Raw genomic sequence first — 24,461 nt, 5'->3', positions numbered from 1 at the left:
ATGACCACGACTAATATCCTAACTTAATCCATTGGGATTGAGTACTGCTTTTAACATTCTATCATTTCCATACATATCCTTTCTGAGTTCAATTTCGGAAAAATTTCCGGCTTCGAGCAGTTGTTTCATTTCTTCGCCAAGATATTGATTTATCTCAAAAAACAGCATCCCACCTGTCTTTAGGTGGTTTAAGGCAAAAAGTGTTATTTTTTTGTAGAAAATTAAAGGGTCCCCATCGGAAACAAAAAGAGCCAAACCAGGTTCGTGCTCCAAGACATTATTTTTCATTTCCTTTTTTTCCAATTCCCTTACGTAGGGAGGATTGGATACTATTACATCAAATTTATCCTTAAAGCCCTCCATGGACAAAATATCCGCTTCCAAAAAGACAATGTCAACCTCATTGTCCACAGCGTTCTGCTGTGCAATCTGCAATGCTTTTTTTGAAATATCCAGGGCATACACCTTGGCATTGGGCAAGTTTTTGGCCAGGGATATGGCAATACAACCGCTTCCTGTGCCAATATCAAGTATTTTTAACCCTTCCTGCCTAGTCCCTTGTTGAACCTCATTTAGAATCCAATAAACCAGTTCCTCAGTTTCGGACCTAGGTATCAATACGTTTTCATCTACCCCAAACTCGAGATCGCAAAAATGGGCCTTCCCTAGAATATATTGAATAGGACGTTCTTGTTTTAATTGGCTCAAGGCATAAAACAATGGTTCCTCATTATCCTTGGACACTACAAGATTAGGTTGCATGGCAAGAACAAATCTCTCCAAGCCCAAATAATGATTTATTACCAAATAAAAAAAACTATCCACCTCTTCCTGTGGAAACAGGGGATCCAGCTCTAAATGGTATATATTTTTAATCTCTTTTAATAACATTCTAAAATTTTGGCAAACCTTGTAATCACCATGTACCTAAAAACGCTCAAAAATGGTTGATATCGCATCTATAGACTTTTAAGCATCCACACCGGACATGAATAATGACCGGTATTACCCATGGGCTCTTGGATATAATGAAACCCGGTCTTTAAATATAATTTTTGGGCATCCTTCATATAGGGCATGGTCTCCAAATAACAGTGTTCATAACCATATTCGATAGCCCTATCCAAACAAAGATTTATCATTTTAACTCCCAATCCCCTGCCCCTAGCCTCTTCCAAGAAATACATTTTCTGCAATTCGCATACGTTACCATTGTAATTTTCCAATTGGGCGATTCCTGCACAGCCAATAATCCTACCATTTTCTTCCGCCACAAAATAAGCGGCCCGGGGCAGGTCATAGTTTTCAAACATTTGATCCAAGGCCTTATCGGCATAGGCAGTGCCCACTTTAGGAACCCCAAGATCCTCCAAAACTTTTCTTATTACCCTGGCAACCTTATCATTGTCTTGAGGCTGAATTTCCCTTATGGTAGTGACTAACATATGATTACCAATAATCTACTTATATTGTTCTATTTTTACGAAGTGAAGATACACGAAAAATATATTTCAAGATGTATACAGCTCGCCAAAAATGGCCTTGGGACCGCCTTTCCCAATCCCATGGTGGGCAGTGTTATTGTGCATGGAGACAAAATTATAGGAGAAGGTTACACCAGTCCCTATGGTGGTTCCCATGCCGAGGTAAATGCTATAAATTCCGTAAAGGACAAGTCGCTTTTAAGTAAAGCTACCCTGTACGTTAGCCTGGAACCATGTTCCCATTATGGTAAAACGCCTCCATGTGCGGACCTGATTGTTAAACATCAGATTCCAAATGTTGTTATAGGGCTTTTGGACCCGCATGAAAAAGTTGCCGGTAAGGGCATTGAAAAATTAAAAGTTGCTGGCTGCAATGTCACCGTGGGTATCCTGGAAAAAGAATGCTTGGAACACCATAAGCGGTTCATAACCTCCCATACCAAAAAAAGGCCCTATATTATTTTGAAATGGGCCGAAACGGCCGATGGCTTCATAGCCCCTAGCTATCAAAAAAGAAATAGCAATCCCCAACCATATTGGATAAGCAATCCGTACTCCCAACAACTGGTCCACCAATGGCGCAGTCAGGAACAGGCCATTTTGGTAGGGACCAATACAGTATTGGCAGATAATCCCAAATTAAACGTTCGTCATTGGAAAGGAAAAAATCCAATTAGAATTGTTTTGGACAGGGAGTTGAAAATAGGCAATAAACACCATGTTTTGGATGGTAGCGTAAAAACCATTGTTATTACCGCCAATCGACCTAAAAATCCACCTCAGGGAATTTTTTATGAGATTATTGATTTTGAAAAAAATTTGGCTGCCCAAATTTGCGCCATTTTACATAAGCATGAAATTATAAGTGTCATCATAGAAGGAGGGGCCAAAACACTACAAAGCTTTATAGGTTCCGAATTATGGGACGAAGCTAGAATATTTAAGGGTAAAAATAAATTTGGTGAAGGCTTGGAATCCCCTAGAATCCATGGTTTTCTTCAAAGTGAAACACAAATAGAATCGGACATACTAACACTCCTAAAGCATGATTAAAAACATTATTTTCGATTTTGGGGACATATTCATCAATCTGGACAAACAGGTAGTTTTTAAAGCTCTGCAGGATAACGGCATCCAAGAATTTTTGCCCAAATACCATAGAATTAACGAAGACTTCGAAGTTGGCAAAATTAGTCCCCAGGAATTTGTGGAAAGATTGCAACCAGATTTTCCCCACCTTAGCCCCCAGGCCATCACCGATGTTTGGAATTCCATGTTGCTCGATTTTCCAGAATATCGACTAAACTTTATAGAAAACTTGTTCAAGGAAAATAGGTATAGGCTTTTCCTTTTGAGCAATACCAATGCCTTGCACATTCCACATGTTATCAAGATTATGGGCACAGAAAGTTTTGAACGATTTAAAAGTTCGTTTGAACAGTTTTATTTATCCCATGAAATCCAATTAAGAAAACCCAACCACGAAATATTTCAATTTGTTCTGGAACAAAATAAATTAAACCCCCAGGATACCCTTTTTATAGATGACACTAAAGAAAATACGGATGCAGCCAATGAATTGGGAATAAAAACCTGGAATCTAATTGTAGGCAAGGAAGATGTGGTTAATTTAAACGACAGACTTTAGCATGTTGGACCTTGCGCTAAGTATACTATTTTCCAGCCTAATTTTTGTGGTTTTTAAGTTGTATGACACCTATAGGATTCAAACCCTTTACGCCATCATCATCAACTACGTGGTAGCTTCTTCGGTTGGAATGTATTTTTATGAAAGAAAAATTGATCTGTTGGAAATTCCGGAAAAACCATGGTTTCTAGGAACTTTGGTTTTGGGAATATTGTTCATCCTTGTCTTTAATCTTATGGCAGCTACCTCACAAAAAAGTGGGGTTTCGGTGGCCTCGGTAGCCACAAAAATGTCCTTGGTAATTCCGGTTATTTTTGGTTTGCTGGTTTATAATGAAAAACTGGGGGCTTTGAAATCCATAGGAATTCTATTGGCCCTAGCTGCCGTCTATTTTGCCTCTATTAAAGAAAAGGATGTCCCCCTCAAAAAGAATAGCATTATACTGCCTGCTCTGGTTTTTATTGGTTCCGGAATCATAGACACAAGTATTAAATATCTGGAGGAGACCTTGGTACCCAAGGTGGAGTTTCCTTTATTTTCTGCGGTGGTTTTTGGTTCGGCCGCAACTACAGGATTACTGTTTATTGCAATCAAATCCTTTAAAAAATGGTCGTTACCAAATATTTCCACTGCCCTTGGCGGAATTACGTTGGGCATTCTAAATTATTTTTCAATATTCTACCTATTGCGCGCATTGCAGCACGAGAACCTTAACAGTTCTTCTGTCTTCACCATTAACAATGTAGCCATAGTTATGTTTTCTACGCTTTTGGGCGTTGTCCTGTTCAAGGAGCGCATCAGCGCCAAAAATTGGATGGGCATTTCACTGGCCATAATCAGCATTTTACTAGTGGCTTTATTTTAATTGATTAAGTATGGAGTTGGACGTTTACAAAACCTTGAAAGCACCTTCGGATGAAATTTTGTTCAAAGAACGCAAAAGCAAGTTTTTTGGGTACGCCTACCCGATACAGCATGAGGATGAGGTAAAAACCATTATTGAAGCGCTTAAAAAACAACACCACACTGCCAACCATGTTTGCTATGCCTGGCAATTGGGAATAGAGGATATTAACTACAGGGCCAATGACGATGGTGAACCCAATAATTCGGCAGGAATGCCTATATACGGTCAAATACAGTCTTTTGGAGTAACCAATGTCCTAGTGGCCGTAGCCCGAATCTTTGGCGGCACAAAACTAGGGGTCGGCGGCTTGATATCCGCTTATAGGACAGCCGCACAAATGGCACTTGATTCGGCCGAGATAATTGAAAAAACTTTACAGCAACGATATTTGCTTCATTTTGATTATTCCGAGATGGACAAGGTAATGCGAATCCTAAAGCAACATCAAATGGAAATTATCTCCCAAAAAATGGAAATGGACTGTACCCTTGAAATATCGGTTAGAAAAAATGACGCCATACTGACCGAAAATATTTTTGCTGCAATGTATCCAGTAAAAATAAAAAAACTAGATGTCTAGTTTATCGAGAATATAATCTGGACATTTTATAGGCTTATTGGATTTCATATCCATAAATGCCAGAACTGTGTTGGCCTCTATTAACAATTCTTTGGCCTCATTGCGTATCTCATAGTCAAATTCTATTCTCACCATCGGCCGCTTACGGATATAAGTTGTAACCGTTAAAAGATCGTCGTATACTGCCGATTTCTTAAATAAAATATTTAAAGAAATTACAGGCAACATTATTCCGTTTTCTTCCATCTTTTTGTAGGAAATGCCCATAGACCTTAACCATTCAACCCGCCCCATCTCCAGATATTGCGCGTAATTCCCATGATAAACAACGCCCATTTGATCTGTTTCGCCATACCTGACCCTAAAAGAAAATTCATTAAAATCCATGTTATTCCGTGTAAAACCTTTATATTTAAAAGTGTGAAAATATTGTGGTACAACATGAGAAAAAAAAAGGGAAAATTCAACCTCTTTGGATTTTTTTTTTAGAATATTTGTTCACATATTTGCCCACTTGATAGTCCCATTTAACCTGGCAGAATATCATCCGAAATTTACACTAACCAAAAAAAGAAAACATTAAAAATGAGTGTTACTGCAACGTCCGTATGGAACCATTGTTTGGGCTTTATAAAAGACAATATCCAACCGCAGGCATTCAAAACTTGGTTCGAGCCAATTAAACCTGTTAAGCTTTCCGATAATGCCTTGAGCATTCAGGTTCCCAGTAAATTTTTTTATGAATGGCTGGAAGAACACTATGTTAAATTGTTAAAAGTAGCCCTTACCAAAGAATTGGGTGAGACCGCTAAATTGGTGTACATCATTAAAATGGAAAACACCTATGGCAATCGTGAACCTTTTACAGAAAAAATACCCAGCGCCAACAGATCCAATGTTGAGCCCCAGGAATTGGACGTGGCCATAAAATCAAAAAATCCGGAATTAAAAAATCCATTTGTAATTCCAGGCATTAGAAATATTAAAATTGAATCCCAATTAAACCCGAGTTATAATTTCGACAATTTCTTGGAAGGCGATTCCAACAGACTGGCAAGATCGGCCGGTATGGCAGTTGCCAACAAACCTGGAGGAACCTCATTTAATCCATTATTGGTTTTTGGTGGAGTAGGTTTGGGAAAAACACATTTGGCCCATGCCATAGGCGTGGAAATAAAGGACAAATATCCAGAAAGGACGGTATTATACATCTCTGCTGAAAAATTTACCCAACAATATATTGAATCGGTTAAGAAAAACACTAGAAACGATTTTATTCATTTCTATCAGTTGATCGATGTGCTTATTATTGATGACGTGCAATTTTTATCGGGAAAATCGGGTACACAGGATGTGTTCTTCCATATTTTCAATCATTTGCACCAAAACGGCAAACAGGTAATCCTGACCTCGGACAAGGCCCCTGTTGATATGCAGGATATAGAACAGCGTTTGCTTTCACGATTTAAGTGGGGTTTATCAGCCGAGCTCCAAACACCCGACTACGAGACCAGGATATCTATTTTAAAAAACAAATTGTATCGTGATGGGGTGGAAATGCCCGACGATATTATAGACTATGTTGCCAAGCACATAAAAACCAATATCAGGGAATTGGAAGGAGCAATCATTTCATTGATAGCCCAATCTTCCTTCAACAAAAAAGAAGTGACTCTGGAATTGGCCCAATTGGTTGTAGAGAAATTCGTAAAAAATACCAAAAGGGAGGTATCCATAGATTATATTCAAAAGGTAGTTTCCGACTATTTTGAAATGGATGTGGCCACGCTTCAATCAAAAACAAGAAAAAGACATATTGTACAGGCCAGACAATTGGCAATGTTCTTTGCAAAAAAGTTCACCAAAGCCTCCCTGGCAAGTATTGGCTCCCAGATAGGAAAAAGAGACCACGCTACAGTGCTTCATGCCTGTAAGACCGTGGACAACCTTGCAGAGACCGACAAGCAGTTCCGTAAATACATAGATGACCTAACCAAGAAGTTCTCTTAACACCTCTTTCACCATGAGAACCAAAGTCCTTATGGTCTGTTTAGGGAATATATGTAGGTCACCTTTGGCCGAGGGTATTCTTAAGAGCAAATTGGACAATAATACATTCCATGTGGATTCTGCAGGTACCGCCAGTTATCATATTGGAAAAAAACCCGATAGCAGATCTATATCCATAGCCAAAAAATATGGCATCGATATTAGCCAGCAGCGATGCAGGCAATTCTCTGCCAAAGATTTTGAGGAATTCGATCTCATTTATGCTATGGACAAAAGTAATTACAGAAACATAATTGCCTTGGCCAAAAACGAAAACGAGATTGCCAAAGTCAATTTATTACTTCATAGATCAAATTTGACCAATAAAGAAGTTCCTGACCCCTATTATGGTGGTGAAGATGGATTTGAAGAAATTTTTCATTTAATTGATTCCGCATGCGATTTGATTGCGCAGGACATAATTCACAATTAATCTAACCCCTATGGACCAAACAATGGGCAATATTGGAAAATTATATTTAATCCCAACAACCTTGGGCGATAACGAGCCCTTGGAGGTGCTCCCAATATCCATCAAAAGGACCATTGAACAAATTGATCATTACATAGTTGAAAATGAAAAGACGGCTCGACATTTTATAAAAAAGATAAGTTCCAAAAAATCGCAGCCAAGTTTACACATCAATGTACTCAACAAATTTACGGAACCAGAAATGCTTCCCACTTTTTTGGACCCTTGTTTTGAAGGTTTTAATATAGGCATTATATCGGAAGCGGGTTGCCCTGGAATTGCAGATCCCGGAGCTGATATTGTGGCTATTGCCCATCAAAAAGGAATACAGGTAGTGCCACTGGTGGGCCCCTCCTCTATTCTACTGGCATTAATGGCCAGTGGTCTAAACGGTCAGAGTTTTGCCTTTAACGGCTATTTGCCCATTGAAGCCGGGGAAAGAAAAAAAAGTATCAAGAGGTTTGAAAAACTATCCAGGGATTTTGATCAATCACAGATTTTTATTGAAACCCCCTATAGAAATAATAAACTATTGGACGAATTAATAAAAACACTTTCTCCGCATACCTTGGTTTGCGTAGCTTGCGACATAACCTTACCCTCAGAATTTATCGCTACCAAGAAAGCAATGGATTGGCAAAGAACATCTGTTGATCTACATAAAAGACCCACTATTTTTACAATTCACGCATAAAAAAACCCTAACAAGATGTTAGGGCCCTTCCATTTTCATAATTACGAATTCTTTATATTCTAGGATTCTTTTTAGGGGTTACATGGGAAATATCATATCCAGAGAATTTTTTGATGTAGTAAGAAACAGATGACCCAAAGTCATCGTCCACATTTAATTCCCCATAAGACCTTAGATACTTTTTTACGTTCCCCGCTCCTGCCAAATGTGCAGCCGCCAGTATTCCCGATTCTGTAATCTCCTGACCATTAATGACCACACCAACAAATCGTTTTATATCCCTTCTAAGAATCCATTTATTTCTGGAAAGATTGGTATGAAATACCCTTTCCTGCAACACTGGATCGTTAAGAAATAATGTAGCATTGTAAACACCAAGTAACTCTAGGGTTCCTATACCAAATTGATACTTTCCTAGATAACCTAAGGCATTGGTCGTAAAATAATTTCCTTGAGATTCCTTAAAGGCTAAAGCCTCTTTAAACCCGTTGTAGGATGTTCCTAAAAAGGGTGGCGCAGCCATAGTTGATTTTAAAACAGTTCTGTGTTTGGGAAACAAAACTTCGGTAGGTCCATTTACTCTAAAAGCCTCGGGAATAACCATTTTAGCTGGCTTAAACCCATAACTTATAAGAATAAAAATCATGATAACGGGGAACAAATAACTTGTCCACTTTCTCATATATTTGTTTTCTTAAGACTTACAACCAAAAAAGGGTTTGCTTAAATTTCACTTTACAAAGATATGCCCGATTTTTAAAAACAGACCTATTTTAACGCAACTTTGTACAAAATGTTGTGATTATTGGATAAATGACACAGAATTAAGGCTCATTGGTTCAGCGGTTTATCTTTTGACTGTTTATCCATCGGACGTACTGCTCTTTATTGCGATTATGCTGCGCCAAAGTCTTTGCAAACTTGTGATAACCAAAATCTTCCACATTGGCTACAAAGTAATAATAATCGTGCTTTTCGGGATTTAAAACAGCATCTATGGCCGAAATATCGGGCATAGCAATTGGTCCTGGAGGCAAACCTGCATACTTATAGGTGTTATAGGGCGAATCCAATTCCAAATCCTTATACAACACTCTTTTTATTATGGTATCAAAATTACCCGTATGTAACTTAATGGCATAAATCACTGTTGGGTCGGCCTGGAGCAACATCCCTTTGGACAATCGGTTTAGGTATACCCCTGCCACCCTGGGACGTTCATCCACTTTTGCCGTCTCCTTATGCACAATGGATGCCAAGGTAATCACTTGCGAAGAATTTAAGCCCAGGGATTTCGATTTGGCAATGCGTTCATCGTTCCAAAACCTCTTGTATTCCTTTAACATTCTTTCCCTAAAACCCTCTGCCGAAGTATTCCAGAAAAACTCATAACTGTTGGGAATATACATTGAAAGTGCCGTTTTATCATTAAATCCGTTGGCTTTCAGAAATTCAGACTCTTTAAAGACACTCAATAAAGCCGTACTATCCGCCTCGATCTGAAGGGAAATTCTACCCGCTAGATCCGCAAGGTTCTCCTGGTTGTTAAAAGCAACTTTTACTGGAATATTGCCACTTCTTAGCGAATTGACAATATCGTTATTGCCCATCCCCTTTTTTATAGCATATTTTCCTGCTTTTATATTGGCGCTATAGCCCTTTTTATCCGCCGCGGATTCAAAAGTATTCAGATCCTTTAAAAGAGGTTCCATAATTACCTTAACTTCTTCGAAATCCGAATTTGACGGTATAAACACATAGGCCACTTCATTGTTAAATTGCGTATTGGGTACAAAGAAGGCCCTGTAGACCATATAAGCGAATGCACCACCCACCAACATACCAGCAATAACGATAACCAATAAAATTTTCTTTATATACATTAGCTATTTATCTTTTGAAATAAGATTTCATTTTTAAAAGCTCCGTTGGAGTAAATCCAATCCTTTTTTATTCCAACTTTTACAAACCCCAATTTTGAGAACAAATGTATGCTAGGAGCGTTTTCCTCCAAAACATTTACATAAACTTGTCTCATTCCCAATACCGAAAAGGCATAATTGGTGAGTATCTCTACGGCTTCAGCGCCAACCCCTTTATTTCTATTTATCTTCTGGCTTACAATAATGCCCATACCCACTCTCAAATTCTTTGGGTCAAAATCGAATAAATCTATTAAACCCAATACCACACCTTTTAGATTGCAAATACACAATCTCAACTGCTTTACCTCATAAATATCTTTATGGGCATTTTCCAGGTATAGTTGTAACACGTGTTTGGAATAGGGTGAAGTGGTGCCACTTATTTCCCAAATCTCGGGATTATTCTCCAAATCATATAGAAAATCCAAATCCTTGGGCTCCAAAGCCCTCAAGTAAATTTGCTCCCCTTTAAGACTCAACATTTATCTCCCCTTTAAAAACGAGTTTAGCAGGACCTGTCAGCCATATTTGATCGTAGCCATTTGCATTGCTCTTGAACTTCACTTGAAGATTACCACCAGGGGTAACAATCTTAACTGAATCCTTGTTGGTCTTGCCCGAATGGTACATGGCCAAGGCAACGGCAGTGACTCCTGTGCCACAGGAAAAGGTTTCATCTTCCACTCCCCGCTCATAAGTTCTTACGTTAAAGGTATCTTCCGCAGCCTGATCCACAAAGTTGATATTGCTTCCCTGTTCACCGTACAAACCATAGCGAAGCTTGGCACCTTCCTTGCGGACATCAAAATCCTGAAGTCCGTCAACCAACTGAACATGGTGCGGGGAACCTGTATTGAGAAACAAGGAATTGGACTTTTCCTTTATTTCCTTAACGTCTTGCATCTCCAAACTAACAATACCATTGGCTATGGTTGCGTTATGTAGTCCGTCTACCGCCATAAATGATGTGTTTTGATCCACAACCCCCAAATAATGGGCAAAAGCCACGATACATCTGCCCCCATTGCCGCACATGGTACCCTGCCTGCCGTCCGAATTATAATAGACCATTTTAAAATCCGTGTCCTTGTCATTTTCCAATAAAATGAGTCCATCGGCACCAATGCCAAATCTTCTATCGCATAAAAAAGAGACCAACCCAACGTTTTCCTTCGGAAAGAACTCTTTCCGATTATCTATCATGACAAAGTCATTTCCAGTTCCTTGGTATTTAAAAAAATTCAGTAGCATATTGTAATTTATAAAGCAAAGATATAATTTTATTAAGGTTTTATTATCAGTTAAAAACTCGTTAAAGCCAAATAATTGCTATAGAATTGTGTTAATTTTACTTGAGCAAATTAAAAAAATGTTTTTATGAAGAAATTTGGAAGTTTATTATTGGTCTCTGTTTTTGCAGGTGCTATTACATTAGGTGCTTACAAACTTTTTTTAGAGAAACCAAATTATGCAGTAATACAGGAAGACAATGGGGCTCAGTTGATTTCAACTAGCTACACCCCAACTTCTGCCAAGGGTGCGGGCATAAACGAAGTAGATTTTACTATGGCGGCAAAGAACACCGTAAATGCAGTGGTACACGTTAAAAATGTAGCCACCAGCAAAGGTCCGTCCAGTATAATGGAATTTTTCTACGGATACGGCGGAAGTCAAACACCTCAGGTAGGTACTGGTTCGGGAGTAATAATCTCTCAGGATGGTTATATTGTTACCAATAACCACGTAATTGCCAATGCCGATCAACTGCAGGTTACTCTAAATAATAATAAAACCTACGATGCCGAATTAATTGGTACCGACCCTAATTCTGATATTGCCCTGATAAAAATAGATGTTGACAGGCAATTGCCTTATCTAGCTTTTGGGGACTCGGACAACACCAAGGTAGGTGAATGGGTATTGGCAGTAGGGAACCCTTTTAATTTAACGTCTACGGTTACGGCCGGGATCGTTAGTGCCAAGGCCAGGGCATTGGCCAGTTTGGATCAGTCATTTATTCAGACCGATGCCGCCGTAAACCCTGGGAACAGTGGTGGGGCGTTGGTAAACACCAATGGCGACCTTATTGGTATCAACACGGCCATTACTTCACAAACAGGTTCGTATGTAGGATACTCCTTTGCAGTGCCCAGTAACATTGCGAAAAAAGTAGTGGAGGACATAATGGAATACGGAAACGTACAAAAGGGAATTTTAGGAATCAATACCGTACCCATGAACAGTCCATATGCCGTTGAAAACGGCATCAATGAAATTGATGGTGTCTATATAGCTGGCGTTGAGGAGGATTCAGGTGCCTATGACGCAGATTTAAAAGAAGGAGACATTATTAAGAACATAGACAATGTTGAAATTCACAAATTTTCAGATCTAATAGGCTATATAGCTTCCAAAAGGCCGGGCGACGAGCTTTTGGTTACAGTTCTGCGAGGTGATGAGAGGATGGAATTTCCGGTCATGCTTAAGGAACGGCAAACAATCATTATTCCTGTTTTGGGCTTTGAAGTAAAAAACCTGACCGAGGATGAGAAGAAGGCCTTTAAGACCAAAAAAGGGGTTAAAATTATAGGAGTGCCCGAAACCTATAGAAATTATGGATTTGAAGGCAAAGTTTTGCTATCCTTTGGAGATGAAGAAATCAACAATATACAGGATGCCAAAACCAAGTTCGGTCGAATATCCAGATACGATAGGGCAAGTATTACCATGCTGAATAAAAAAGGTGAGAAAGAACGACTGATAATACAATAAAAAGCACAGTATAAAAAAAGAGCGCTCTGAAGGGAGCGCTTTTTTTATACCATAATTTTTTACGAAAACGTTTGAAATCTATAATTTTACCCAAAATCCAACAAATCAAGATCAACCTATGAGCGCTATTAAACTTTATGAAAAGGAATTGGCCTTTCAAGCAGACAGAAGAAAGGCTACGACCGAGTTCATTAAAATTGCAAGTGATTTATGGTACGACAAATCCATAGAAATTGTCCTTTTTAAAAATCAGGTTATAGACAAAAACGTTAGCGACATAATAAACCTACATGAGTATGCCTGCGAATTTGTTCAAAAACCGATATCGATATTCGATTCTGTCGAAATATTGCGAACTATCAATGATATACAGCTACCACCTTCAAAATTGGACATAGGTAAACTTACCTATGAATATCATTCCGATGACAATAATTATAGCAATGTAAAAGCTTTTGTCCTGGACAAGCTAAAAAGTGCCAATTCCAGAAACGAGATAACACCCAAAGATGTGGTATTATATGGTTTTGGGCGAATTGGCAGATTATTGGCCAGGGAATTAATGGCAAAAACCGGCAAAGGAAATCAGTTGAGGCTAAGGGCAATAGTTACCCGAGGAACCGTAACGCAGGAAATTTTGGAAAAGAGAGCCAATTTATTGCGAACAGATTCCGTGCACGGTCAATTTATGGGAACAGTGGATATAGACTTTAAGAACAAAGCCATGTACATCAATGGCACCACAGTTCATATAATCGAGGCCGATAATCCAGAGGACATTGATTATACCCAATACGGCATTGCCAACGCGCTGATAATAGATAACACAGGGGCCTTCAGGGACAAAGAAGCCTTGAGTAGGCACCTAAGGTCCGTAGGCAGCAGCCAGGTGCTACTGACAGCGCCAGGCAAAGAGATCCCCAATATAGTTCACGGCGTTAACCATATGGAATTTGATCCGGACACCATAAATATATTTTCTGCCGCCTCTTGCACCACAAACGCCATAACCCCTATCCTGAAAGTGGTGGATGATTCTTTGGGAATAAAAAAAGGGCATATAGAAACCATTCACGCCTATACCAATGATCAAAATTTGGTTGATAATATGCATGGGAAATACAGACGTGGCAGGGCCGCAGCCCTAAATATGGTAATAACGGAAACAGGGGCCGGAAAAGCAGTGGCCAAGGCCCTTCCGCAACTAAAGGGCAAGCTTACATCGAATGCCATTAGGGTACCGGTGCCTAATGGTTCTTTAGCGATATTGAATTTGGAGATCAACAACAAAACTTCAAAGGCGGCATTGAACACCATTATTAAGAAATATGCCCTAGAAGGCGATTTGGTGGAACAAATAAAGTATTCTTTGAGCAACGAATTGGTATCAACAGACATAGTCGGGACTTCTGCCCCTGCCATTTATGACAGTACTGCAACCATAGTATCGGAGGATGGTAGGAATCTAGTACTATATATTTGGTACGATAATGAATTTGGCTATTCCCACCAAGTAATTCGCCTTGCCAAGTACATTGCCAAGGTTCGCAGGTACACCTATTATTAAAATTTTATCAATATATAATAATATACAAAATTGTGGGTTATTCTATTTAGTTAAGACACTTGGTATCCTTTTTTTAATAATTGGGATTATTAAAGTATTTTAGCCCTCTCTAAATCATTATTAACAATAAGAATTACATAAATGAAAATTTCGAAATTACTCTTTATCGTAATGGCTCTATTGTCATTTAACCTACACTTTGCACAGGAATCCGAGGAGGAAGATAAACTTTCCCTGGACCAAGGCCCCATTAGTTCCCAGTTCGAATATATCTCCCAAAAATCAGGCAATTACAGGGCCGACGGGGTAAGATACGAAGTGGTAAAGGAATTTAACTTGGGAAAACTGAGACAAAATGTGTTGGATTCCATTAATGCATTCAACAAAAAGGTGAATGAGCTCAATGGCACCATTGCAGGACATGTTTCAACGATTGAATCGCTGAACAAAAAACTGGAAGAGACTACCAATAACCTTTCCGAGGTAACTGAAGAGAAGGATAGCATGTCTTTCCTAGGTATACTGGTGGCCAAAAGCACCTACAATTTTATTCTTTGGACCATCATAGCGGTACTTTTACTGTTTTTATTATTTTTCATCTATAAATTCAGAAATAGCAATATTCTTACCCAGGAAGCCAAATCGACGCTTGCGGAAGTGGAAACCGAATATGAGGATCATAGAAGAAGGGCATTGGAAAGGGAACAAAAAATTAGTAGACAGCTTCAGGACGAGATCAATAAGCATAAAAAATCCAAATGATCTTAAGATAAACGTTTGGATTTTTCCGGATGAAATTTAAAAAGCTCCTTTTTTAGGGGCTTTTTCCTTTAGTCCCGTAGGTAATGGCAATCAATCCAAACAAAATAGCACCAAGGATTGTGTCTATTTTTACTACTTTTGAGCCCGCCCTTTAAAAGGCATTAACCGTTACCGATTTTCCCATGCGAATAGATATAATTACCGTAGTTCCTGAAATACTTAAAAGCCCCTTTGAAGCTTCCATTTTAAAACGAGCTATAGATAAAGGGGTTGTTGAAGTGCATTTGCACAATTTAAGGGATTATACGGACAAAAGTTACAATCAGGTAGATGATTATCAGTTTGGGGGCGGTGCAGGAATGGTCCTGATGATAGAGCCCATTGACAAATGTATTTCAACCTTAAAAAGTCAACGGGAGTATGATGAAGTCATCTATATGACCCCGGACGGAAAAACATTGAATCAGAAAATGGCCAATAGCTTGTCCTTATTGAATAATGTAATTATACTTTGTGGCCACTACAAGGGTGTGGACCAACGCGTCAGGGACCTATTTATCACCAAGGAGATATCTATAGGCGATTATGTCCTCTCCGGGGGCGAGTTGGGAGCTGCAGTGCTATGTGATACGGTTATTAGATTAATACCGGGAGTATTGAACAATGAAACCTCTGCGCTTACCGACACCTTTCAGGATAATTTACTAGCTCCGCCAGTATATACCAGGCCAGCCGAATACAAAGGCCATAAAGTGCCCGATATTCTTTTGAGCGGGAATTTTCCGGAAATAGAAACATGGAGGGAAGACGAAGCGTACAAAAGAACGGAGCAGCTTCGCCCTGACCTACTTAATGACTAAGCTTGGAACCTATTTATCTTTGGCCTGCCTAGGCACGAAATTGAAGAACCGGAAATGTTTGATTACCATGGGTTCTACTTAATGGATCAAAATGAATTAAGAAGGTTTTTTTTGAAGAATTTTAATGATAAAAAACGCCTAATCACTTGTAAGTTATAAATATTAGATTAATTTTGCACTCCATTAAATCAACCTCTGACGATAATCGTGAAAGTTGGTTTAAGTAAATAATAATTTAAAACGATGGAAGAGTTATTAAAATTTGTAGAAAACGAATTTATTCCTAAAAAAGATTTTCCAAACTTTTCAGCTGGGGACACTATTACTGTGTACTATGAAATTAAGGAAGGTGAAAAAACAAGAACACAGTTTTTTAAAGGTGTTGTTATTCAAAGAAGGGGAACTGGAGCTACCGAAACATTTACTATCCGTAAAATGTCAGGTACTGTAGGTGTTGAGCGTATTTTCCCAATAAATATGCCTGCATTGCAAAAGATAGAAGTCAATAAAAAAGGTAAGGTTAGAAGATCACGTATTTTCTACTTCAGAGGTCTTACCGGTAAAAAAGCTAGAATTAAAGAGGTACGCTCTTAATAAGCTTTTGAAATTTATAAAAAAGCATCCCTACCATCGTAGGGATGCTTTTTCATTTATAAACATTTGTTCAAAACAATAGTTCATAATATGTTGATAATAAAATTGTTACAAAATTTGTTTATTAAATAAAATTTCCCTAATTTTAAAATGTGGCTGGTAATTCGTTAGGCGGATTAATGAATGTCACATAGAGTTTACGTTCTTTATCTCATTGTTCTTTGTCCTTCTATAGTGTTTTACATTATAGATTGCATTCTAGCTATTAATTTGCTTATGTAAATTGGTAGACTTGTGAGTATTGTGATATTATCAATGTAACATCTAGGTTGTACATTAATAATACCAAATATTTAAACATTGAGGAGAAACATCTTTATCACTTGGTTGTATTATTAAGTATAAAATGTTTCAAACGTTGAAATAGCGACGCAAATGCAATCAATGGTTGCCGTTTTGTAAAAAACAAAACAACAAGTTTGTAAACTATTTCTAGAAAGCCATATCAAGGTAGTTATACAATGATATGGCTTTTATTTTTGTATAATATCAACTTCAACATATAGAATTTTACCCCCCTTACTTTCCAAGTGCATATTTAGTCAATATTATAGCGCTTCCCTGTTTATTTGGCATTTTTAAAATTGTATATTTGCTCCGCTTAAACTTAAAAACAAAATTATAATGCCAAAAATTTTATATACCAAAACAGACGAGGCCCCTGCATTAGCAACACAATCATTTCTACCTATTATTAAGGCATTTACAAAAACAGCCGGAATAGATGTCCAACTTAAGGATATTTCCCTGGCGGGTAGAATTATTGCTGTATTTCCAGATTATTTAAATAAGGAACAGCAGATTTCAGACGATTTGGTAGAATTGGGAAATTTGGCCAAAATGCCCGAAACCAACATTATAAAACTTCCGAATATTAGTGCATCCGCCCCTCAATTAAACGAAGCCATAGCGGAATTACAAAGTAAGGGATATAACATTCCAAACTATCCGGATAACCCAAAAAATGATGTTGAGAAGGATGTTAAGTCCAGGTATGACAAAATTAAGGGAAGTGCCGTGAATCCAGTTTTGCGTGAAGGAAACTCGGACCGTAGAGCTCCCAGGGCTGTTAAAAATTATGCCAAAAAGCATCCCCATTCCATGGGTGCATGGAGCTCAGATTCCAAGACACATGTAGCTACCATGACTCAAGGCGATTTTAAATCGAACGAAAAATCAGTCACCATAAAGTCACCTACCTCAGTAAAAATAGAACTTACTCAAACTGATGGCACCAAGTCTTTGCTAAAGGAAAGTATTAAACTTCAGGAAGGAGAAATCATAGATGCCACTGTACTAAGTAAAAATGCACTGATAAAATTCCTTCAAGAGCAGGTAAAAGACGCCAAAGAGAAAGGTGTTTTGTTTTCCGTGCACCTAAAAGCTACGATGATGAAGGTATCAGACCCTGTTATTTTTGGTCACGTAGTAAAAGTATTTTTTGCCGATGTATTTAAAAAGCACAGCGATACTTTTAAAAAGATTGATATCAATGCCAATGATGGTCTAGAGATTTTACTGAAAAAAATAAAGGGTCTTCCCGATTCTGAAAGAAAACAAATAGAATCCGATATCGAGAACACCATCAATCAAGGTCCTGCCCTAGCCATGGTAAATTCCGATAAGGGGATTACCAACTTACATGTGCCAAGTGATATCATTATTGATGCCTCCATGCCGGCCATGATTCGTAATTCCGGTAAAATGTGGGATGCCAAAGGAAAAGCCCAGGATACCAAGGCCGTTATCCCAGATAGTAGCTATGCCGGAATTTATACCGAGACTATCAACTTCTGTAAAAAACATGGTGCCTTTGACCCAACAACTATGGGGACAGTACCCAATATAGGATTAATGGCCCAAAAAGCAGAAGAATACGGATCCCATGACAAAACTTTTGAAATAAAGGCCAATGGTAAGGTTTCCGTAGTGGACATCAATACCGGTGATGTTCTAATTGAGCACAATGTAGAGGAAGGTGATATTTGGAGAATGTGCCAAGCCAAGGATGCGCCTATCCAAGATTGGGTTAAACTGGCCGTATCCAGAGCTAGGGCTACCGATATCCCTGCCATATTTTGGCTGGATGAGAACAGGGCCCATGATATGGAATTGATCAAAAAAGTAAACACTTACCTAGCGGACCATGATACTACGGGATTGGACATAAGGATAATGTCTCCAGAAAAAGCTACTGTATTTACATTGCAAAGACTTAAAGAAGGTAAGGATACCATATCCGTATCCGGTAATGTATTGAGAGATTATCTAACGGATCTTTTCCCTATTTTGGAAGTAGGTACCAGTGCAAAAATGTTATCCATTGTACCACTTATGAACGGTGGTGGACTTTTTGAAACAGGTGCTGGTGGTTCGGCCCCCAAACACGTAGAACAATTTTTATCGGAAGGCCACCTTAGATGGGACTCTTTGGGAGAATTTTTGGCCCTTGGAGTATCTTTGGAATTCTTTGGTGAAAAAAATAACAACAGTCAAGCTGCAGTCCTTGCAGATGCTTTGGACAAGGCTACCGAACAATTTTTGGAAAACGACAATTCCCCTTCAAGAAAAGTTGGTGAACTGGACAATAGAGGAAGTCATTTTTACCTATCACTTTATTGGGCCAAAGCGTTGGCCGAACAGAATAAGGACCAGGAACTAAAAACCGTTTTCACACCTATTGCCGAAAAGCTTTCCAAAAGTAAGGATGAAATATTGAAACAGTTGAACAATGCCCAAGGTTCCCCTGTGAATATTGGAGGTTATTATTTGCCAGATGCAGATCTTATAAGCAAAGCCATGAGGCCAAGTACTACCTTCAATTCTATTTTGGAATCCATATAAACGAATTTCTTCCATATTTAAAATGACCTTTTCAACTTATGAAAAGGTCATTTTGCTTTAAGAGATTGCAAACTTTTTTTTCCTCAAGGAAAATATCGATACATTTAGGTAAAAAATGCTTTAAATGGGAAAAATTACAAGTTTGCCGTTTTATTTACTGATACTATTTTCCACAAATCTATTTTCTCAGGAACGGTTTACCCTGAGCGGTACAATAACAGAAATAGCAAGTAACGAGACGCTTATCGGTGTCACTGTTGCTGTTCCAGCTTTAAGCACAGGTGTTATTACCAATGAATACGGTTTCTATTCCATTACGCTACCACACGGAAGCTACGAGCTCCATATAAGCTCTTTGGGGTACCAAGATATTATCCAAACTATTGATCTGTCCTACGATCAAAAAATAAACTTTCAATTGCTTGAAGATGCAGAACAATTGGAGGAAGTAGTGGTTACGGAGGACATTGAAAAATTAAATATCCGAAAACCTCAGATGAGCGTTAATTCCCTTTCTGTAGAAACCATAAAAAAAATACCGGTAATTCTAGGGGAGGCAGATATTATTAAATCCATACTCCTTTTACCTGGAGTAAGCAACGCCGGCGAAGGGGCATCAGGATTTAATGTGCGGGGAGGCGCTGTAGACCAAAACCTTATTCTGCTGGACGAGGCCACCATTTTTAACTCCTCCCACCTATTTGGTTTCTTCTCTGTTTTTAACCCAGATGCCATAAAGGATGTAAAATTATTCAAAGGCGGTATTCCTTCCCGTTACGGAGGCAGGGTTTCCTCTGTTCTGGAAATATTTCAAAAAGAAGGAAATAGCAAAGAATTAAAAGTGAATGGCGGAATTGGTGCCGTGGCCAGCAGACTTTTGGCAGAAGGTCCAATAATCAGGGACAAAGCAGCTTTCCTAATTGGTGGCAGAGCATCCTATGCACATTTGTTCCTACCGCTTTTCGACATAGACAACACTGCCTATTTCTATGACCTAAATACCAAGTTGAATTTTAAATTAAATGAAAGCAATAACATTTTTTTCTCGGGTTATTTTGGAAGGGATGTCTTTTCCATAAGTGAAAGTTTCGTGAATACCTATGGTAATACGGTTCTTAATTTCCGATGGAACCATTTGTTTTCGGACAAATTATTCTCCAATTTATCTTTGATATATTCCGACTACTATTATGGTCTAAAACTGGATTTTGTAGGATTTAAATGGAATTCCGGAATTCAAAACTTTAATCTGAAATACGATTTTAAGCACTATTTGAGTAATAATTTTCAAGTAAACTATGGCATCAACAACATTTATTATCGGTTTAACCCGGGCAAGATAGAACCCAGTGATTCGGAATCGGGAATAATCGAAAATCAGTTAATCCAAAAATACGCCAACGAATTTGCGGTTTATGTGGATGTTGAACAGAACATTACGGAAAAATTGAGTTTACAATATGGGTTACGCCTTAGTAATTTCATACGCTTGGGACAGGATGAATTAAATGTATATGAAAATGATAATCCAGTAAGCTTTGATCCCGTTCTACAGATATTCAAGGAGGCCGACCCAATAGATGTAATCTATCCCGAACGCAGAGAACAACTTGCAACCTTTACAAATTTGGAACCCCGTATAGCCCTAGCCTATTCCCTAGACGCCAATAATTCGATAAAAGCCAGCTACACAAGGTTGGCTCAATATCTCCACTTAATTTCAAATACGAGTTCCCCTACTCCTCTAGATGTTTGGACCCCAAGTGGCCCCTTTATAAAACCACAACTATTGGATCAATATGCAGTAGGATATTTCAAAAATCTAAAGGACGGAGATTATTCCTTGGAAACCGAAGTTTTTTATAAGGATATCCAAAACAGAATTGACTATATAGACGGGGCCAATTTGATTGCCAATGATGCTATTGAGCAGGTAATCCTGAATGGAGAAGCAAGGGCTTATGGATTTGAGCTGCTTTTCAGAAAAAACCGGGATAGATTTCAAGGATGGTTGGCCTATACCCTATCCAAATCGGAACAGAGGACCCCAGGAAGAAATGCCTCGGAAACGGGTATCAATTCAGGAAGTTGGTACAACACTCCCTATGACAAAACCCATGATGTATCACTTTATGTGAATTATGAACTGAATAAAAAGTGGAGCTTTAACAGCAATTTTGTATTCCAGACAGGTCAACCTACCAATTATCCCATTGGCCAATTCGAATTCCAAAATTTAGCAGTGCCATATTATGGACTTAGAAACAAAGAGCGACTGCCTGCCTATCACAGAATTGATTTTTCCGCTACACTTACCCCCCGAAAAAATAAAGGTAGAAAACTAAAAGCGGAATGGGTCTTTAGCATATACAACCTATACAACAGAAGAAATGCCGCCTCTATAGGTTTTAGTAGAAATGGGGACACAGGCGTGAACGAAGCAGTCCGGACCTCAATTTTTGGTTTGGTACCCGCCGCCACCTATAACATCAAATTTTAAGGAAATGAAGAATATTATAATTTTAATCTCGTGTCTTATAACCTTTGGTTGTCAGGACGTAATTGAGGTAGACCTTCCTACTGAAGAACCAAGATTGGTTATCGATGCCTTGATCCGATTGGAGGATATGGACAACCCATCCGTATTGGTCCAAATAAGGGCAAGTTTAACAAGTTCATTCTTTGAAGAGGTAATGCCCGCCCAACTACAGGAAATCACCCTCACAAATACGGAATCGGGGGCTATTTTAACCTTGGAAGAATCCATTCCCGATACCGGTGTTTATGAAAATGAATGGGATTTGCAGGAATTGACCCAAGGAGAATTGGAACTCAAAGTTGAATATGGTGGCCAATCCTATTTGGCCAAAACCAAATTTGTTCCTACGGTTCCCTTGGATTCCTTGGAACAGGGAACCACTACTTTATTTGGAGATGATGAAACAGAAGTAATTATTACCTTCACGGATGACGCGGAAAGGGATGATTACTATTTATTCGATTTTGATTTTGGGGAGTATTTGGTTAGTGAAGATGAATTTTATCAGGGAAAGCGATTTCAGTTTTCATTTTTTTACGACAGTAATTTGGAAGATGACAGATTGGTCACAATTAGTATTTTAGGTATAGATCAGGATTTTTTTAATTATATGAACCAATTGATTCAACAAAGTGGAGCAGATAACGGTCCCTTTAGTACCCCCGCCACTACGGTTAGGGGAAATATTATTAATGTTACTGGTACTGCAGAAAAAGATAATTTTGCCTTAGGCTATTTTGCCATATGCCAGACTTTTTCGGATACCCTTTTGATAAAAAAATAATCTATACTATTAAGACCATCCCCAAGATTAAGCCTATGAGAACAAATAAAGCGCTATTATTAAAAGGATTAAAATACATAGCTTATACCATTGCCCTTATGTTTACCGCCCCGGTAGTAATATATCAGGCCTTTAAAAATCAAGCCCACCCACTTTATTGGCCAGTCTTGATTGTAGGTCTTATTCTAGCCATTGCAGCTATTACTATGGGCTTTTATAGTATTAAGTTGATTATGGATGCATTGTTCAACAAGAACAACAAGCAAGACTGAATTTTACCTTTGGTTATCACCTAAACCAGCCCTCCTTGTTGAAGTTGGACTCCAATATTTTGAATCTGCCCGATAAACGCTTACACCTCACATAAAAATTAATTCAATTTAATCTTTCTGTTATCAAATTATCTTCCAAGTAAAATTGAACTGGTCTTGATTGGAAAAATGGTTATTTTCGTATTTAAAATTTAATTAAATGACCTTATTTGTAGATATGGACGAGGTGTTTGCCGATGCATTTAATGCGCATATAACACTGTACAATGCTGAATTTAATGAAAACCTCACGGAAATGGACTGTATGGGACGAGAGGTTTGGCAAAGTGTTCCTGTGGAACGCCAATCCAGCGTAAGGAACCATGCCAGAACAGACGGCTTCTTTCGCGCTCTTGAACCCATAAAGGATAGTCAAAAAGTATTGAAGGAACTATCCAAAAAATATGACCTATATGTAGCCTCCGCGGCCATGGAATATCCCAATTCGTTAAGGGAAAAAAGCGATTGGTTGGATGAGCATTTTCCTTTTATCCATTGGAGAAATAGAATCCTCTGTGGTAGCAAGCATATTTTAAATGGAGATATTTTAATTGATGATCGCAGTTACAACCTGGAGCATTTCCAGGGTAGGAAAATATTGTTTACTTCCCCTCATAACATTCATACCACGGGATATGAGCGTGCCGACAATTGGTTGGAAGTAGGGGATTTACTGCTTTAAATGTTCAAAGTGCCCGAGATAAAGGCAATGTAGCAATTGTTCAATGTACCGATTGCCTAATGTATCGATTAGACGATTTGGAAATTGAATGATTTGAAAATGAGTCGACTTGGAAATGTAGCAACCGTTCAATAAATGAATACACCTAGTAACCATCAAAAAGCACATGTAATGATTAAGAAAACAATAATATAATAAGGCGTAAATACTTATTTTGCAGGTTATTATAAATACGGTTAAACTAGGGGTCCGAAAAAAATAAGCGCCTTAAAAAGCGTTTATGAAAGCCATTATTTTGAGAAGTAATAAGTCTGTTCAGCGAATACCATGGTTAGGCACTGGCTTTTATTCCATCATTTTGTCGAAAGCTTTATCAAATTCTGCTTTCCTCTCCTTAGAAACGTTTTCATACATTATTATCCGTCCAGCTATTGATTCTTTTCGTGAGTGTTTTTCTTCATCAAAGAGTTGGGAAAAATTCAATTCAGCGTTTTCTCCACACAGAACAGAAATAATACTTTTATCTGCGTAACTGTAGTATTCCATAAATCCATCTCCGTAGTACTGTCGATCACTCTTTATCCATCCCATTGGTAGAAACAACATTTTTCTTTCTTCAATACAGTCTTCAAGTTCGACATCGTCCAACTTGAACTCTTTTTTTTCAAGTCGCCCACAACTTACTAGAATGAAAAGTCCAACAATTGCGATATATAATCTATTCATGTGTTTAATCCGCTTGTGTCTAACAATTAATCTTAAGCCCGGACCCGTCCTTTGACGCACCCGTGAATCTTATACAAAAAAAAGTCCCCCCATCGTAAGATGAGGGGACTTCAAAAAAAGGCGGCGGCCTACTCTCCCACTTGGTGTAGCAGTACCATCGGCGCAGACGGGCTTAACTTCCCTGTTCGGAATGGTAAGGGG

At 38.5% G+C, this 24,461-nt stretch carries 25 protein-coding genes and 1 rRNA gene; 17 read left to right on the top strand and 9 right to left on the bottom strand.

The annotated features are described in order from the left end of the window. Positions 1–18: 18 nt before the first annotated feature. Positions 19–891 (bottom strand): peptide chain release factor N(5)-glutamine methyltransferase, encoded by an 873-nt coding sequence (gene prmC / locus BUA60_RS19830; protein ID WP_072864829.1) that lies wholly within the window; start codon positions 889–891, stop codon positions 19–21. Positions 892–959: 68 nt separating this feature from the next. Beyond that, complete coding sequence (locus tag BUA60_RS19825; RefSeq protein WP_072864827.1) at positions 960–1,445, bottom strand: GNAT family N-acetyltransferase; 486 nt, start codon at positions 1,443–1,445, stop codon at positions 960–962. Between the two features lie 42 nt (positions 1,446–1,487). On the opposite strand from BUA60_RS19825, the gene ribD reads away from it, so the two are divergent. Genes ribD through BUA60_RS19805 form a run of 4 tightly spaced genes read left to right on the top strand, consistent with a single transcriptional unit; the run spans position 1,488 to position 4,619 of the window. Then, positions 1,488–2,537, top strand: coding sequence for a bifunctional diaminohydroxyphosphoribosylaminopyrimidine deaminase/5-amino-6-(5-phosphoribosylamino)uracil reductase RibD (gene ribD / locus BUA60_RS19820; protein ID WP_072865063.1), 1,050 nt, complete (start codon positions 1,488–1,490; stop codon positions 2,535–2,537). After that, positions 2,530–3,132: an HAD family hydrolase gene (locus tag BUA60_RS19815; protein WP_072864825.1), complete on the top strand. Its 603-nt coding sequence runs from the start codon at positions 2,530–2,532 to the stop codon at positions 3,130–3,132. The genes ribD and BUA60_RS19815 overlap by 8 nt, the downstream gene beginning before the upstream one ends. A 1-nt stretch (position 3,133) precedes the next feature. Beyond that, positions 3,134–3,997 carry a DMT family transporter gene (locus BUA60_RS19810; protein WP_072864823.1) on the top strand — a complete coding sequence of 288 codons (864 nt, stop codon included), beginning with the start codon at positions 3,134–3,136 and terminating at the stop codon, positions 3,995–3,997. 10 nt (positions 3,998–4,007) lie between these two features. Beyond that, positions 4,008–4,619: an IMPACT family protein gene (locus tag BUA60_RS19805; RefSeq protein WP_072864821.1), complete on the top strand. Its 612-nt coding sequence runs from the start codon at positions 4,008–4,010 to the stop codon at positions 4,617–4,619. Here BUA60_RS19805 and BUA60_RS19800 read toward each other — a convergent pair. Then, the gene (locus BUA60_RS19800; RefSeq protein WP_072864819.1) at positions 4,608–5,006 is read right to left on the bottom strand and encodes an acyl-CoA thioesterase; all 399 of its coding nucleotides are present in this window, start codon (positions 5,004–5,006) and stop codon (positions 4,608–4,610) included. The two genes, BUA60_RS19805 and BUA60_RS19800, sit on opposite strands and share 12 nt — an antisense overlap. 198 nt (positions 5,007–5,204) lie before the next feature. Here BUA60_RS19800 and dnaA point away from each other — a divergent pair, with 198 nt between their 5' ends. From dnaA to BUA60_RS19785, 3 genes are read left to right on the top strand one after another with little or no spacing between them, the layout of a single operon-like run. Further along, positions 5,205–6,629, top strand: coding sequence for a chromosomal replication initiator protein DnaA (gene dnaA / locus BUA60_RS19795; RefSeq protein ID WP_072864817.1), 1,425 nt, complete (start codon positions 5,205–5,207; stop codon positions 6,627–6,629). Between the two features lie 13 nt (positions 6,630–6,642). Then, a complete protein-coding gene (locus tag BUA60_RS19790) occupies positions 6,643–7,101 on the top strand; it encodes a low molecular weight protein-tyrosine-phosphatase (protein ID WP_072864815.1) in 459 nt (152 codons plus the stop codon). A gap of 10 nt (positions 7,102–7,111) precedes the next feature. Then, positions 7,112–7,834, top strand: a complete 723-nt coding sequence (locus BUA60_RS19785; protein WP_072864813.1) for an SAM-dependent methyltransferase — start codon at positions 7,112–7,114, stop codon at positions 7,832–7,834. 52 nt (positions 7,835–7,886) lie between these two features. Here the strand turns inward: BUA60_RS19785 and BUA60_RS19780 are convergent, their stop codons facing one another. The 4 genes from BUA60_RS19780 to dapF all read right to left on the bottom strand — a co-directional run bounded on the left by BUA60_RS19780 (position 7,887) and on the right by dapF (position 11,010). Further along, entirely contained in the window at positions 7,887–8,516 is a 630-nt protein-coding gene (locus BUA60_RS19780) for a hypothetical protein (RefSeq protein ID WP_072864811.1), read from the bottom strand. Positions 8,517–8,673: 157 nt separating this feature from the next. Then, the gene (mltG, locus tag BUA60_RS19775; RefSeq protein WP_072864809.1) at positions 8,674–9,717 is read right to left on the bottom strand and encodes an endolytic transglycosylase MltG; all 1,044 of its coding nucleotides are present in this window, start codon (positions 9,715–9,717) and stop codon (positions 8,674–8,676) included. After that, a complete protein-coding gene (locus BUA60_RS19770) occupies positions 9,717–10,241 on the bottom strand; it encodes a GNAT family N-acetyltransferase (protein WP_072864807.1) in 525 nt (174 codons plus the stop codon). The genes mltG and BUA60_RS19770 overlap by 1 nt, the downstream gene beginning before the upstream one ends. Beyond that, positions 10,228–11,010: a diaminopimelate epimerase gene (gene dapF, locus BUA60_RS19765; protein WP_072864805.1), complete on the bottom strand. Its 783-nt coding sequence runs from the start codon at positions 11,008–11,010 to the stop codon at positions 10,228–10,230. The genes BUA60_RS19770 and dapF overlap by 14 nt, the downstream gene beginning before the upstream one ends. Before the next feature lie 126 nt (positions 11,011–11,136). Between dapF and BUA60_RS19760 the strand changes: the two genes are divergently transcribed. The 10 genes from BUA60_RS19760 to BUA60_RS19715 all read left to right on the top strand — a co-directional run bounded on the left by BUA60_RS19760 (position 11,137) and on the right by BUA60_RS19715 (position 23,534). Continuing rightward, positions 11,137–12,531, top strand: coding sequence for a S1C family serine protease (locus BUA60_RS19760; protein WP_072864803.1), 1,395 nt, complete (start codon positions 11,137–11,139; stop codon positions 12,529–12,531). A gap of 118 nt (positions 12,532–12,649) precedes the next feature. Further along, a complete protein-coding gene (locus tag BUA60_RS19755; RefSeq protein ID WP_072864802.1) occupies positions 12,650–14,098 on the top strand; it encodes a glyceraldehyde-3-phosphate dehydrogenase in 1,449 nt (482 codons plus the stop codon). 141 nt (positions 14,099–14,239) lie between these two features. Further along, a complete protein-coding gene (locus BUA60_RS19750; protein ID WP_072864800.1) occupies positions 14,240–14,860 on the top strand; it encodes a tRNA (guanine-N1)-methyltransferase in 621 nt (206 codons plus the stop codon). Between the two features lie 182 nt (positions 14,861–15,042). Beyond that, positions 15,043–15,720, top strand: a complete 678-nt coding sequence (trmD, locus tag BUA60_RS19745; protein ID WP_072864798.1) for a tRNA (guanosine(37)-N1)-methyltransferase TrmD — start codon at positions 15,043–15,045, stop codon at positions 15,718–15,720. A gap of 243 nt (positions 15,721–15,963) precedes the next feature. Continuing rightward, entirely contained in the window at positions 15,964–16,314 is a 351-nt protein-coding gene (gene rplS / locus BUA60_RS19740) for a 50S ribosomal protein L19 (protein WP_031444555.1), read from the top strand. Positions 16,315–16,998: 684 nt separating this feature from the next. Then, the gene (locus tag BUA60_RS19735; RefSeq protein WP_072864796.1) at positions 16,999–19,218 is read left to right on the top strand and encodes an NADP-dependent isocitrate dehydrogenase; all 2,220 of its coding nucleotides are present in this window, start codon (positions 16,999–17,001) and stop codon (positions 19,216–19,218) included. A 124-nt stretch (positions 19,219–19,342) separates the two neighbouring features. Then, entirely contained in the window at positions 19,343–21,718 is a 2,376-nt protein-coding gene (locus BUA60_RS19730) for a TonB-dependent receptor (RefSeq protein WP_072864794.1), read from the top strand. Between the two features lie 4 nt (positions 21,719–21,722). Continuing rightward, positions 21,723–22,541: a DUF4249 family protein gene (locus BUA60_RS19725; RefSeq protein ID WP_072864792.1), complete on the top strand. Its 819-nt coding sequence runs from the start codon at positions 21,723–21,725 to the stop codon at positions 22,539–22,541. Between the two features lie 35 nt (positions 22,542–22,576). Further along, the gene (locus BUA60_RS19720) at positions 22,577–22,813 is read left to right on the top strand and encodes a DUF6095 family protein (RefSeq protein ID WP_072865061.1); all 237 of its coding nucleotides are present in this window, start codon (positions 22,577–22,579) and stop codon (positions 22,811–22,813) included. Positions 22,814–23,012: 199 nt separating this feature from the next. Then, positions 23,013–23,534: a 5' nucleotidase, NT5C type gene (locus BUA60_RS19715; RefSeq protein WP_072864790.1), complete on the top strand. Its 522-nt coding sequence runs from the start codon at positions 23,013–23,015 to the stop codon at positions 23,532–23,534. 345 nt (positions 23,535–23,879) lie between these two features. Here the strand turns inward: BUA60_RS19715 and BUA60_RS19710 are convergent, their stop codons facing one another. Both BUA60_RS19710 and rrf read right to left on the bottom strand, forming a co-directional pair. Then, complete coding sequence (locus BUA60_RS19710; protein ID WP_072864788.1) at positions 23,880–24,260, bottom strand: hypothetical protein; 381 nt, start codon at positions 24,258–24,260, stop codon at positions 23,880–23,882. Between the two features lie 115 nt (positions 24,261–24,375). Next, positions 24,376–24,461 (bottom strand): 5S ribosomal RNA (gene rrf, locus BUA60_RS23515); the annotation flags it as partial.

The sequence above is a fragment of the Arenibacter palladensis genome, from assembly GCF_900129275.1.
In the GTDB taxonomy this organism is placed as follows: Bacteria; Bacteroidota; Bacteroidia; order Flavobacteriales; family Flavobacteriaceae; genus Arenibacter; species Arenibacter palladensis.
Note: the sequence above shows the minus strand (reverse complement) of the source record. Positions and strands in the feature narration are given on the sequence as shown.